The organism is Kineococcus terrestris, assembly GCF_041020755.1.
Classification (GTDB): domain Bacteria; phylum Actinomycetota; class Actinomycetes; order Actinomycetales; family Kineococcaceae; genus Kineococcus; species Kineococcus terrestris.
In genome coordinates this window covers 223641-236297 of the sequence record NZ_JBEUEI010000002.1, presented here as the reverse complement: position 1 = coordinate 236297, position 12657 = coordinate 223641, and the positions used below count along the sequence as shown (strand labels likewise).

Below are 12657 nucleotides of genomic sequence, written 5' to 3'. Positions count from 1 at the left end.
GCTGGGCACGCCGGGACCGCCCGGAGCGCTGCGCCTGCACCGGCACGACACCTCCTCGCGGCTGCTGGCTGCCGCGGGCTCGGTGGTGCTCGTCCTCACGGTGCTCGGCCGGGTCGTGGGGCCGTGGGTGGGCCGGACCCTCGTGCTGTTCGGCTCCGACCGGGTCGTCGACTCGCGGTCCGGTGACCTCGTGCCGTTCGCCGACGTCGTCGCAGCGGGTTCCACCACCCACCTGCTCCCGGTGGTCTCCGCGGTCGTCGCCGGCCAGGCGCTCGCCGTCCGCGTGCACGCCCCGGGCGACGACCCCGCGGCGGCAGCGGACCCTCCTCGTCGGCGGTGGTGGCCCTGGCCCGCCCCGACGACGCCCTGCTGCTGCAGCACGCTGTCCGGCACGACGCGCGCCGGGGACCCGGTGTCGTGGAACCGGTGCGGCGCACCGTGGAGCGCTACCTGGACACCACGTCCTCGGCCCGCGTCGGCGGGGACCTGTCCGCGCCGCCCGCCCCGGACGCCGAACCGCCGGCGCGCGGGCGTCCCGCTCGCGGGCGCCGGTCGGCGGGGCGGTGCTCGGGTAGGGTCGCCGCGCGACGGCCACCCGGAGCCGCCCGTGCGGCGCGGCGGGACGGGCCGCGGGGCGGTAGCTCAGTCGGTCAGAGCAGGGGACTCATAATCCCTCGGTCGTGGGTTCGAGCCCCACCCGCCCCACCGCTGCGGGAGCGCGGTGCGGGGTCGCGGGGGTTCAGCTCGCGAGCGCCCGCACCTCGACCGCCGACGGCAGGTCGGCGCCCACGACCGCGGCGTACCACTCGCGCAGCGCCTCCCACGAGGCGACCACGTCGTCGGCCTTGCTGCCCCCGCGGTGCTGCGCCGGGCGGCCGCTCTCCTCGACGGCGGGCAGCAGACCGGTCAGCAGCCCCAGCAGCTCGTCGCCGAGCCGGCGCCCGTCCAGCGCGCGCAGCAGGTCCACGACCGCCGCGGCGGGCACGTCCAGGAGCGCGGCGACCGGGGCGGCGTCGGTGCGGATCGTCGTCGGGGCGGCACCGGTCAGCCGGGTGGTGACGGTGAGCTCGACGGGGCGCGGGTGCGGGACGGTCATGGCCCTGTCGATCGTCATCCCGGCCCGCGACCTTGAGCGCGGCCCGCCCGGACGGCACCCGCCCGCGGCGCCCGCGCGGCCCGCCGCAGTCGCTGCACGACCTCCCGCGCGACGAGCACGACGGCCACCGGCACGGCCGCCACCGCCCACCCCGGGACGGCGTCGAGCGCCGCGACCGCGGCCAGACCCGCGCACTGGGTGATGAGGACGAACCCGCCGCGCGCGAACAGGCGGTCCACTTGCCCGGTGTCCCGGCGCGCCGCCACCGGCACGGCCGCCACCGCGCAGGCCGTGGCGGCGACGGCCAGGACGGTCAGCGCGGCGAAGACGCCGTTCGCGGCCGCCGGGCGCCCCGCCCACCCCACGGTCACGGCGCCCACCAGGGTCGCGGTCATCAGCCCGGTGCTCACCGCCAGCACGAGCGCCAGCGCCCGGGCCGCCCGCGCCGGCAGCGGCCGCGGCAGCAGCAGGAGCACCGCCGCCACCAGCGAGACGACCGCCGCGGCGGCGTGGACGGCGATCAGCGTGGCGTGCACGCGCACCAGCGTGCGCCGCCGCGGCGCCCGCCGGCAGCGGCGCGCGGTGGACGCGGCCCGTCCATCGGGCGGTGGACGGCCGCCTCAGGACAGACGCGTCAGCGGCGCAGTTCCGCCAGCGCTGCCAGGGCCGCGGGGTGCAGGCGCTGGCGGGTGCGCGGCTCGCCGCCGGGCGGGGTGATGTCGACGGTCTCGCACAGGCCGGCCTCGCGGAAGGCGCGCCACACGCCCTCGGGCCAGTCGTCCGGCAGCCGGTTCACCGCGGCCGAGCGCTCGCGCTCGGACAGGGTCTCCAGCAGGGCGCGGGTCCGGCGGACCACGTCGACGTCGCTCATGGGGGGTCAGCCTGCCCGAAAGCCGCCGCGTCAGCGGGCCCGGGCCACCTCCGGCTGCTGCGGGCGGGCCCCGGCGCGGGGCCGGAAGGCGAGCAGCGGCCCGTCGGCCACGCCCTCGCCGCGGGCGACGTCGAGGTCCACCCGGCGCACCGACACCTCGTAGACGGGTTCGAGGACCTCGGGGACGAGGACGTCGGCGGGCGCGCCGGCTGCCACGAGGCGCCCGCGGTGCAGGACGGCGACGTCGTCGCAGTAGCGCAGCGCCAGGTTCAGGTCGTGCAGGACCACGACGGCCGAGCGGGCACCGCCCGCGCCACCGCGCGAGCCGTGCACGAGGGAGCGCACGAGGTCGAGCACCTCGTGCTGGTAGCGCACGTCCAGGTGGTTGGTGGGCTCGTCCAGCAGCAGGTGCGCGGCCTCCTGCACGAGGGCGCGCGCGACGAGGACGCGCTGCTTCTCCCCGCCGGACAGCCCGGACAGCCGCCGGCCGGCCAGGTGCAGGGCGCCGACGCGGGCCAGCGCGTCCGCGGCGGTGCGGTGGTCGGCGGGGCTCGTGCGCGAGAACGCCGAGCGGTGCGGGGCGCGGCCCATGAGGACGACGTCGGAGACCAGCAGCGGCAGGTCCCCGCCGTGCTCCTGCACGACCACGGCCACCCGCCGGGCCACGTCCCGCGTCCGCAACCGGGTCACGTCCGCGCCGTCGAGCAGCACGCGGCCCCTCTCCGGCGCGAGCGCGCCGTGCAGGGTGCGCAGCAGCGTCGTCTTCCCGCTGCCGTTGGGGCCGACCAGGCCCAGCACCCGCCCGTCGACCGCGGTGACGTCGACGCCGTCCAGGACGGCGGTGCCGGAGTAGGAGAACCCCACGCCCTCGGCGCGGATCACGGCCCGAACTCCCCGACGATCCGCTCCAGGCCGGTGACGGTCAGCGCGGTGGGCGGTTCGGTGAAGTTGAACAGCTGGGTCAGCACGCGGTCCTCGCGCACGGCGCGCAGCGCCGCCGCGCCCGGCAGGGACGTCACCGCCGCCTCGACGGCGGCGGGGTCGCCGTCGCTGTGCAGGAGGACGAGGACGTCCGGGTCGCGCGCCAGCAGCTCCTCGCCGCTCACCTCGAACACGCGCTCGCCGACGTCGGCGAAGACGTTGTCGAACCCGGCCGCGTCCAGCTGCGGGGTGGCGGCGCTGGCCCGCCCGTACGCGTAGGTGACGCCGCCGCCGACCGTCGGGTAGAGCACGGCCGCGGTGCGCCGCGGCCGCCCGGACTCCTCGACGCGCCGCTCGACGGCCGCCACCCGCTCGCGCAGCTCACCGGCGAACTCCTCCGCCCGCGCGGCGCGGTCGAAGACCCGCCCGTACAGGGCCAGCTGGTCGTGGACGTCCTCGAACGACGGCTCGGCCGGCCCGCCCGACGGGCACAGCGCCGGTTCCTCCAGCAGCGGGATCCCGGCCGCGGCCAGCCCCGCCCGGTCCACCGAGTCGACCTGCCCCAGCACCAGGTCCGGCCGCTGCGCCAGCACGACCTCGCGGGAGATCTGCAGGTGGCCGTCGGTGTCGGTCTCGTCGGTCAGCAGCGGCACGGTCTCCAGCTCGGCCAGCGTCGCCGCGTCGTAGTACTGCGCCGGGTACAACCCCGCTCGGGCCACGACGCGGTCCAGCACGCCCAGGGCGTGCAGGGCCGGCACGGGGGCGCTCTTGAGCAGCACGACCCGCTGCGGCGGCGCCTCGATCGTCACCTCGGCGCCGCAGTTGACGACCGTCAGCGGGAACCCCTCGGGGGCGTCCGCGGCCCCGCTGGGGGCGGTCCCCGCGGACGGGGCCCCGCACCCGGCGAGCAGGAGCGCGAGGACCGCGGCGGTGGCGACGCCGGCGGTGGCGCCGGTGGTGGCGCTGGTGGGTCGGGTCGGCACGGGTCCTCCGGGCGGGTGGGGACGGCTCAGCGCGCGGCGTGCAGGCCGCGGACGAGGACGAGCAGGAACGGGGCGCCCACCAGGGCGGTGACGATGCCGATGGGCAGCTCCTGCGGCGCCAGCAGCGTGCGGGCCACGAGGTCGGCCAGGACGAGGAACCCCGCGCCCAGCAGCGCGCTGACCGGCACCACCCAGCGGTGCGCGGCACCGACCAGGCGCCGCGCCAGGTGCGGGACGACCAGGCCGACGAAGCCGATGCTGCCCGAGGCGGCGACGAGCACCCCGACGCAGGCGGCCACCAGGACGAGCAGCCGGGTGCGCAGGGCGGCGGGGGAGGTGCCCAGCGTGCGGGCCGTCTCGTCGCCCAGCGCCAGCGCGTCCAGCTGCGGCGCCCACAGCAGCAGCAGCGCGAACGTCAGCGCGACGACGGCGACGACGACCGCCAGCGGTGCGCCCCAGCGCGCCAGGCCCAGCGAGCCCAGCAGCCAGAACATCACCGAGCGGGCGCCCTCGGCCGAGCCGGAGGCGAAGACGAGGAAGCTCGTCGTGGCGGTCAGCGCGTAGCCGACGGCGACCCCGGCCAGCAGGACCCGCACCGGGGTCACCTGCCCGCCCGAGCGGGCCACGGCGAGCACGAGCGCGCCGGCCGCGAGCGCCCCGGCGAAGGCGCTGCCCGTCAGGGCGTGCTCGCCCAGCCCCGCGCCCGCGCCGAGCAGCAGGGCGGCGGCCGCGCCGGTGGAGGCGCCGGAGTTCACGCCCAGCAGGTACGGGTCGGCCAGGACGTTGCGCACGACGGCCTGCAGGACCACCCCGCACACGGCCAGGCCGGCGCCGACGGCCAGGCCCAGCACGACGCGCGGCAGGCGCACCGCGAGCACGACGGTCTCCTCCACGGGCGTCCACGTCGGCTCCACGCCCAGGCCGGCGGCCGCGGCGAGCAGCCGCAGCAGCGTGCCGGGGGCGACGGCGACGGCCCCGACGGCCAGGGCGAGCGCGGCGGAGGCCAGGCACGCCAGCGCGAGGCCGGCGGTCAGCAGCAGGCGGCGGCGCTCGCGCGCGGCGACGCCCAGCGGGTCGCGCGGGTCCACGGACCCGGGGGCCTCGTCGAGCCCGGCCGGGTCGCCCGGGACCACCGGGGACGGCGTCCCGGACCGCGGCACGGCGCCCCCCTCGACCTGCGGGTCGGGGACGTGCCCCTCACCGGCTTGTTGCGAGGAGCTTGCAACAAGCCGGTGAGAGGGTCAACCGCGGGTCGGGGCCGCGTCAGGGGCGCGGGCCGGCCGCCCGGGCCGCGCGCACGGCCTCCAGCGAGTCGCGCAGCTGCTGCACCCAGTCGCCCTGGTGCTGGGCGACGAGCCGCACCGACCAGGCCAGCGCCTCCGAGCGCGAGCGCGCCACGCCCGCCTCGACGAGGGTGTCCAGCAGGCGCCGCTCGGGCTGGCGCAGACGCGTCATGACCGGCACGGCGAGGTTGGTGAACAGCGTGGTCACCGGCCCGCAGCGCACGCCCCAGGCCACCTTGCGCCCGAAGCGGGCCTCGGCCTCGTCGGCGATGCGCATGCGCGCCGCGCGCGTCTCCTCCCGGAAGCGCTCGGCGCGGCCGGCCGCGGCCTGCTCCAGCACCTCCGCCTCCACGTCGGGCGCGGGCACGGTGCCCACGACGACGATCTCCTCCCGGTCCACGGTGACCTCGGGAGCTCCCTCGAACCACTCGCCGGGCAGTCGTCCGGCGAACCACGCGCTGATGTCGTCCATGCAGCGATTACACGCTTACGAGCATTACCGGTCAAGGGTGCGGGACCAGCGCGGCGGGGCGACCCGAGGGGAGGACCGCCCCGCCGCGCGGGGCCGTGCAGGGCCGTGCGGGGCGCGGGTGCTCTCAGGGCACGAGGATCGCCCGCGTGCCCGGCAGCCGGCCGCCGTCGAGGTCGTCCAGCGCCTCCAGCGCCGATGTCAGCGGGTACCGCTTCGTCGACAGCGTCACCAGCCCCCGCGCCGCCAGCGCCATGAGGTCGCGCAGGTCGGTGTAGGAGCCGACGAGGTTGCCCACCACGCTGACCTCCCGGCTGATGAGGTCGATCGTGGGCACGCGCACCTCCCCGCCGTAGCCGATGACGTAGTAGCTGCCGGCGTCGCGGGTCATCGCCACGCCCTGCGCCTCGGTGCCGTGCTCGCCGACGAAGTCGAACACCACCTCCGCGCCGAGCCCGTCGGTGAGGTCCAGGACCTCGGCGACGACGTCGTCACCGGCCAGGACGGTGCGGTGCGCGCCCAGCGCCCGCGCCTTCTCCAGCACCTCCGCCGAGCGGTCCACGACGACGACCTCTGCCGGGGTCATCGCCAGCAGGCACTGCAGGCCGATGTGGCCCAGCCCGCCGGCGCCCACGACGACGGCGCGCGCGGTGGCCGGCAGCAGCGGCACCGCCTTGCGCACGGCGTGCTGCGCCGTCAGGCCCGCGTCGGCCAGCGCCGCCACCGCGGCCGGTTCCAGGCCCTCGGCGAGCGTGACGACTGAGCGGGCGCTGGTGCGCAGGAACTGCGCCATCCCGCCGTCGCGGTCGATGCCGGGGAACTCGCTGTTCGCGCAGTGCACGTCGTCGCCGCGCCGGCACGCCGGGCACAGCCCGCACGTGACCAGCGGGTGCAGGATCACCCGGTCGCCCGGCGCGATCCCGGTGACGGCGCTGCCGACCTCCAGCACCGTGCCGGCGTTCTCGTGGCCGATGACGTACGGCAGGCCGACGCCGCTCTTCTGCGCCCACTGGCCCTCGAGGATGTGCAGGTCGGTGCGGCACACACCGGCCGCCCCCACCTCGACGAGGACGTCCAGGGGTCCCTGCAGCTCCGGGTCGGGCACGTCGTCGACCGACGCGGGCTTGCCGTACTCGTGGACGCGGACCGCTTTCACGCGGAGACCTCCGTGCGCTGGTGGACGGGCCGGGCGCCCTCGGGGCGGCCGGCGAGCAGGGGGACGGGTTCCCAGGTGGCCTCCGCGGCGCGGGGGGCCTGGTCGCCGTCGGAACCGGGGTAGCGGGTGCGCAGCAGCCCGCGGCAGAAGTGCGCGTTGCCGTCGATGGAGATGCGGGTCGAACGCGCCCGGCGCAGCCGCAGCGGCACTTCCTCGCGCGCCGGGCGCGCGCCGTGCTCGTCGACGAGGACGTGGGCCCCGTCGCCGGTGGGCAGGCCGAGCGCGGCGCGCCGGCGCAGCAGCGCCGCGGTCGCCTCGTCGGCGGGCAGGTCGCCGAGCACGACGTCGACCACGTCGGTCTCCGTGCGCTCCGGGTGCGCGCGCAGCCAGCGGGTCAGCACCCGCTCGGTCGCCGCCGTGTGCGCCTTGCGGCGGAACAGCTCCCGCAGCTCGTCGAGGCTGTCCAGCGCCTCGTGGCCGAACGTGCCGCGGTACCCGGCGTCGGCGGCCAGCCCCGCGTTGACGAGGTCGGAGTCGTGGTGGTCGTCCAGCTCGACGACCACCCGGTCCGCGCCCGGCAGGGCGCCGAGGACGTCCTTGGCGTCGGAGGCCATGAGGTAGGCGAAGTTCGGCGAGCAGAACGACGTCGGCAGCCGCAGGTGGCACACCAGCTCCACCGCGCCGTCCGCGCCCGCCCGCTGCTCCAGCGAGCGCACGAACCCCAGGTCGGTGATCGGCTCGTCCAGCTCGGGGTCCTGCACGGCCGACAGCGCCGCGCGGGCCGCCTCCAGCAGCGCGCCCATCAGGCGACCGCCACGGCCTGCGGCTCCGCGGCCGCCGGCGGGTTCGCCACCTGCAGGTGCTCGGGCACCGGGATGTCGTACAGCGCCGCGGCGTTCAGGCCGAGCACCTTCTTCTTCTGGTCCGTCGTCAGGGGCGCGTACTCGCTCATGTCCTCGGGGATCTGGAAGTCCACGAACGCCTCCACCAGCCACTTCGGCGTCCACAGCGCGTAGTCGCTGGAGAAGAAGATCCGGTTCTCGTCCAGCCAGTACAGGAGCTCGCCGACGATCTGCGCGAAGTAGCGGGGGCGGGTGTGGATGAACGGCATCGCCACCGCCAGGCCCGCGTACACGTTCGGCTCCTGCGTGGCGATCCAGCAGAAGTCCTCCAGGCGCGGCAGCCCGCAGTGCTCGACGACGAAGTTCATGTCCGGGAAGTCGGTGGCGACGTGGTCGACGTCGGCGACGTCGAACGCGTCGCGGTCCAGCGGCCGGATCGTGGGGCCCTTGTGCACGTGGATGTTCGTGATCCCCAGGGCGCGGGCGCGCTCCAGGTACCGGTAGCTCCACGGGTCGTCCAGCCGCCAGCCGCGCGAGTCGCCGTGCCAGTCCGCGGTGTACAGCTTCACGCCGCGCAGGCCGAACCGCTCGGCGTCGCGCTCCAGCTGCTCCAGGCCCCGCTCGCCGTCGCGCGGGTCGAACCAGTGGTTGTACGTCAGCCTGCCCGGGTGGGCCTGCGTGACCGCCCACGCCTCCTCCGTCTGCCCGAACCCGCGGTGGTAGAACTCGCCCAGCCGCGCGGGCTGGAAGATCGCGTGGTCGACGTAGCCGTCCTCGAAGAGGTCCTTCACCAGGCGCTCGCCGCCCTGGTAGAGGTACTCCTCGTACGACCACAGCTCGCCCGCCGGGCTGAGGTTGCGGTGGTAGTCGTAGAAGCAGTCGATGAACTGCTTGCCGTGCACGTTGCGCTGGTTCTCCGGCCGGGCGTCCCACAGGGCCACGTGCGCGTCGACGATGAAGTAGTCGACGCCGTCCTTGCTGTACATGCGACCTCCTCGTTGCACGCAGGGGGCCTCCTCGCCCCTCGCCGCCCACGGTGCGCGACGCACCGCCGCCGGGGGAGGGGGTGCGTGTCTCACTTTGAGACGCCCCGCCGTCCGCCGCCGCCTACGCTGGGACGGCGCGGGTGCGGCGACGGGGAGGTCGGCGGTGCGGGACGCGGGGCGGGACACGGCCGGGACGGTCCAGGGCGCCGCGGGTGGCGCCGTCGACACCGTGCGGGCCTCCTGGCGCCGCTGCGAGCGCTACGGCGTCTCGCCCGAGGACGTCGAGCCCGTCTTCACCGGCGACCTGGACACCGGCTCGCTGTTCTACACCTGCGGTGAGGAGGTGCTCCGCTCGCTGGGCGGCACCCTGGCCGGTGAGCCCGTCAGCCTGATGATCACCGACAGCTCCGGGCTGGTGCTGCTGCGCCTGCACGACGAGGACGGCATGCGCCGCGACCTGGACGCCGTGCACCTGGCGCCCGGCTTCTCCTACGCCGAGGAGCACGCCGGCACCACCGGCCTGGGCCTGGCCCTGGCCGACCGCCGCCCCGCGCTGGTGCGCGGCGAGGAGCACTGGTGCGCCGCCCTGCAGCGCTGGACGTGCGCCGCCGCCCCCGTCCTGGACCCCTGCACGGGCGACGTCGTCGGCAGCGTCAACCTCACCACGTGGTCCGGCGCCGCCTCCGGGCTGCTGCTGGCGCTGGCCCAGGCGGCCGCCGGCAGCACCAGCGCGCTCATGCTCGCCCGCTCCGCCGGGGCCGGGGCGTCCGCGCCCGGAGCGCCCGGCGGCTCCCGGGGCCGCGTCTTCCACGTCGAGGCCGAGCAGCCGGCGCCCGCGGCCGACGTGTGCGTCTCGGCCGCCTGGCGCGCCGCCGTGGACGCCGCCACCGCCGTCGCCGCCGCCGGCCGGGTTCTGGCCGTGACGGGGGAGCCGGGCGCGGGCCGCGGTGCCCTGGCCGCGCGGGCGGCGCGCACCGGCGCCGCGGGTCGGCGGGTCCTGCGCGCGGTCGTGCCCGCGCCGGCGGAGACGGCCGGCTGGCTGGCCGCCTGGACCCCGGAGCTGCGCGCCGGCGCGCGCGTCGTCCTGCGCGGGGCCGAGCGGCTGCCCGCGTGGGCGGCCGACGAGGTCGCCGCCGCCGTGGCCGCGTCCCTCGCCACCCCGGCGGCGGGTCCCCGGCCCGGCGGCCCGCCGCTGGTGCTGGTGGCCGGTGAGGTCGACGAGCTGCCCGCCCCGCTGCTCGCCCTCGTCGGCGGGGTCGTCACCGCGCCGCCGCTGCGCGAGCGGCCCGAGGACGTCCTGCCGCTGGCCGAGCGCTTCGCCTCCCGGGGCGGGCGGCGCGCGGTGCGGTTCACACCCGCCGCCGCGCGCGCCCTCGGCGCCCACCCCTGGCCCGGCGGGGTCGGCGCGCTGGAGGAGGCCGTCCGGCGCGCCAGCGCCCGCACCGACCTCGTGGACCTGCAGCACCTGCCGCCCGACGTGCTCACCACCGGCGGCCGCGTCCTCACCCGCCTGGAGCGGCTCGAGCGCGACGAGATCGTGCGCGCCCTCACCGCGCCCGGCACCAGCGTGGCCGCCGCAGCCGCGTCGCTCGGCCTGTCCCGCGCGACCGTCTACCGCAAGCTGGCCCAGTACGGCGTCGTCCTGCCGCGCTGAACCCCTCCCGCCCGGCCGTCCCCGCGCGAACCCGGCTCTCCGCGCTCCGCCGGGACGGACGGGAGGGGTGGGACGGACGGGTCGCGCGGGCGGGCCTCAGAGCAGGTAGCGGTACAGCGGCTCGTCGCCGGTGATGCGCTCGAACGTCGGGGGAGCGGCCTCCATGCGCTGCAGCAGCCCCGGCAGGTCGTCGGGGGAGGGCACCTCGATGCCCACCAGCGCCGGGCCGAACTCGCGGTTGTTGCGCTTGACGTACTCGAAGTGCGTGATGTCGTCGTCCGGGCCGAGCACCTCGTCGAGGAACCGGCGCAGCGCGCCCGGCTCCTGCGGGAACTCCACGAGGAAGTAGTGCTTGCGGCCCTCATGCACCAGGGCCCGCTCGACGATCTCCGCGTACCGGCTGACGTCGTTGTTGCCGCCGGAGACCACGCAGACGACGCTGTCGCCCTCCCGCACGCCCAGCCCCTGCAGCAGCGCGGCCGTGGCCAGCGCGCCCGCCGGCTCGGCGATGATCCCGTCGGTCTGGTACATCGCGAGCATCTCCACGCACACCGCGCCCTCCGGGACGGTGACCAGCTCCGCGCCCGCGGCCGCGACCACCGGGTGCGTGGCCGCGCCCACCCGGCGCACCGACGCGCCGTCGACGAACGTGTCGACGCTGTCCAGCAGCACCGGCCCGCCCGCGCGCACGGCCGCGGCCATCGACGGCGCCCCCAGCGGCTCGGCGCCCACGACCCGCACCCCCGGGTGCCGGCGGGTCAGCCACGACAGCATCCCGGCGATCAGCCCGCCGCCGCCGACGGGCACGACGAGCACGTCCGGCGGGTCCTCGCCCAGCGCGGCCAGCTGCTCGACGACCTCCAGCGCCACCGTGCCCTGCCCGGCCATCGTGCGCGGGTGGTCGAAGGCCGGCACGAGCGTGGCGCCGGTGCCCTCCGCCCACGCCGCCGCGGCGGCCGCGGAGTCGTCGTAGGTGTCGCCCACCACGAGGGTCTCCACGTGCTCGCCGCCCAGGGCCGCGATGCGGTCGCGCTTCTGCCGCGGCGTCGTGCGCGGCAGGTACACCCGCCCCGGCACACCCAGCGCGGCGCACGCGTACGCGACGCCCTGGCCGTGGTTGCCGGCGCTCGCGCACACGACGCCGCGCGCGCGCTCGCGCTCGCCGAGCTGGGCGATGAGGTTGTAGGCGCCGCGGACCTTGTACGAGCGCACGACCTGCAGGTCCTCGCGCTTGAGCCGCACCCGCGCGCCGGTGGCGGCCGACAGGCGCGCGCTCGGCTCCAGCGGGGTGGTGGCGACGACGCCCGCCAGGCGCCGCGCGGCCTCCTCGACCGCCCGCGCGCCGTCCTCGGGCAGCGCGGCGGGGAGCGCGCCGGTGGGGGCGCCGGTGGGGGCGTGGACCGTCATGGGGGCCAGTGTCGCGCGCCGGCGGGCCCGCACGTGCACGGGTGCGCGCCGCGGCCGGTGCCCGCCCACCGCCCGGGACGCGCGACGGCCGGGTCCGAGCGGGGAGCTCCCCGCCCGGACCCGGCCGTCCGGGTGCGCGCCGCTCAGGCGCCGATGGTCATCTGGTCCGGGTGGCTGCCGACGCGGCCGTCGCGCTCCAGCCCGGCGAGCTGGTCGAGGTCGGCCTCGGCCAGCTCGAAGTCGAACAGCGCGAAGTTCTCGCGGATGCGCTCCGGCGTCACCGACTTGGGGATGACGAGGTTGCCGATCTCGACGTGCCAGCGCAGCACGACCTGCGCGGGGGTGCGGCCCAGGCGGTCGGCGATGGCGCGGACCGTCGGGTCGTCGATGACGCCCTTGCCCGAGGACAGCGGGCTGTACGCCTCGGTGACGATCTGGTGCTTGGCGTTCTCCTCGCGCAGCTCGCGCTGCTGCAGGAAGGGGTGCAGCTCGATCTGGTTGACGGCCGGCACGACCGTCGTCTCGGCCAGCAGCCGGTTCAGGTGGTGCGGCTCGAAGTTCGACACGCCGATCGCCCGGGCGCGCCCGTCGGCGTAGATCTTCTCGAACGCCTTCCAGGTGTCGACGTAGGCGTCCTTGACCGGCAGCGGCCAGTGGATCAGGTACAGGTCGACGTGGTCGAGGCCCAGCTTCTCCAGGCTCGCGTCGAAGGCGCGCAGGGTCGTGTCGTAGCCCTGCTCGGCGTTCCACAGCTTGGTGGTGACGAACAGCTCGTCGCGGGGCAGCCCGGACCCGGCGATCGCGCGGCCCACACCGCGCTCGTTGCCGTAGATGGCGGCCGTGTCGATGTGCCGGTAGCCGGTCTCGAGGGCGGTCTCGACGGCGGGGACCACCTCGTCGTCGCCGACCTGCCAGACGCCGAAGCCGAGCTGGGGGACGCTGACCCCGTTGTTCAGGAGGATCTGGGGAACTGCTGCGCTCATGCCCGC

At 77.0% G+C, this 12657-nt stretch carries 13 protein-coding genes and 1 tRNA gene; 2 read left to right on the top strand and 12 right to left on the bottom strand.

All coding sequences use genetic code 11. From position 1 onward, the window contains the following. The first annotated feature begins 631 nt into the window (after window positions 1-631). Window positions 632-705 (top strand) — tRNA-Ile (locus AB8M62_RS02470). 34 nt (window positions 706-739) lie between these two features. Here AB8M62_RS02470 and AB8M62_RS02465 read toward each other — a convergent pair. From AB8M62_RS02465 to AB8M62_RS02420, 10 genes are all read right to left on the bottom strand, one after another. Next, the gene (locus AB8M62_RS02465) at window positions 740-1114 is read right to left on the bottom strand and encodes a hypothetical protein (RefSeq protein WP_369068531.1); all 375 of its coding nucleotides are present in this window, start codon (window positions 1112-1114) and stop codon (window positions 740-742) included. After that, a complete protein-coding gene (locus AB8M62_RS02460; RefSeq protein ID WP_369053921.1) occupies window positions 1111-1632 on the bottom strand; it encodes a hypothetical protein in 522 nt (173 codons plus the stop codon). Before AB8M62_RS02460 ends, AB8M62_RS02465 begins: the two co-directional genes overlap by 4 nt. Before the next feature lie 98 nt (window positions 1633-1730). Further along, a complete protein-coding gene (locus tag AB8M62_RS02455) occupies window positions 1731-1967 on the bottom strand; it encodes a hypothetical protein (protein WP_369053922.1) in 237 nt (78 codons plus the stop codon). A 30-nt stretch (window positions 1968-1997) separates the two neighbouring features. Beyond that, on the bottom strand, window positions 1998-2849 hold the full coding sequence (locus tag AB8M62_RS02450; RefSeq protein ID WP_369053924.1) for an ABC transporter ATP-binding protein: 852 nt from the start codon (window positions 2847-2849) through the stop codon (window positions 1998-2000). Then, a complete protein-coding gene (locus AB8M62_RS02445) occupies window positions 2846-3871 on the bottom strand; it encodes an ABC transporter substrate-binding protein (RefSeq protein WP_369068530.1) in 1026 nt (341 codons plus the stop codon). The genes AB8M62_RS02450 and AB8M62_RS02445 overlap by 4 nt, the downstream gene beginning before the upstream one ends. A 26-nt stretch (window positions 3872-3897) precedes the next feature. Beyond that, a complete protein-coding gene (locus tag AB8M62_RS02440; protein WP_373694839.1) occupies window positions 3898-4959 on the bottom strand; it encodes a FecCD family ABC transporter permease in 1062 nt (353 codons plus the stop codon). A gap of 175 nt (window positions 4960-5134) precedes the next feature. After that, window positions 5135-5626 carry an ATP-binding transcription factor AbmR gene (abmR, locus tag AB8M62_RS02435; protein WP_369068529.1) on the bottom strand — a complete coding sequence of 164 codons (492 nt, stop codon included), beginning with the start codon at window positions 5624-5626 and terminating at the stop codon, window positions 5135-5137. Between the two features lie 124 nt (window positions 5627-5750). Continuing rightward, window positions 5751-6779, bottom strand: coding sequence for an NAD(P)-dependent alcohol dehydrogenase (locus tag AB8M62_RS02430; protein WP_369068528.1), 1029 nt, complete (start codon window positions 6777-6779; stop codon window positions 5751-5753). Further along, window positions 6776-7582, bottom strand: coding sequence for an iron-sulfur cluster assembly protein (locus AB8M62_RS02425; RefSeq protein WP_369068527.1), 807 nt, complete (start codon window positions 7580-7582; stop codon window positions 6776-6778). The genes AB8M62_RS02430 and AB8M62_RS02425 overlap by 4 nt, the downstream gene beginning before the upstream one ends. Continuing rightward, complete coding sequence (locus tag AB8M62_RS02420; RefSeq protein WP_369068526.1) at window positions 7582-8607, bottom strand: amidohydrolase family protein; 1026 nt, start codon at window positions 8605-8607, stop codon at window positions 7582-7584. Before AB8M62_RS02420 ends, AB8M62_RS02425 begins: the two co-directional genes overlap by 1 nt. Before the next feature lie 163 nt (window positions 8608-8770). Between AB8M62_RS02420 and AB8M62_RS02415 the strand changes: the two genes are divergently transcribed. Beyond that, window positions 8771-10261, top strand: coding sequence for an AAA-type ATPase lid domain-containing protein (locus tag AB8M62_RS02415; RefSeq protein WP_369068525.1), 1491 nt, complete (start codon window positions 8771-8773; stop codon window positions 10259-10261). Window positions 10262-10357: 96 nt separating this feature from the next. Here AB8M62_RS02415 and ilvA read toward each other — a convergent pair whose 3' ends face one another. Further along, entirely contained in the window at window positions 10358-11668 is a 1311-nt protein-coding gene (gene ilvA, locus AB8M62_RS02410) for a threonine ammonia-lyase IlvA (protein ID WP_369068524.1), read from the bottom strand. Window positions 11669-11811: 143 nt separating this feature from the next. Then, entirely contained in the window at window positions 11812-12651 is an 840-nt protein-coding gene (locus tag AB8M62_RS02405) for an aldo/keto reductase (RefSeq protein WP_369053935.1), read from the bottom strand. Window positions 12652-12657 lie beyond the last annotated feature (6 nt).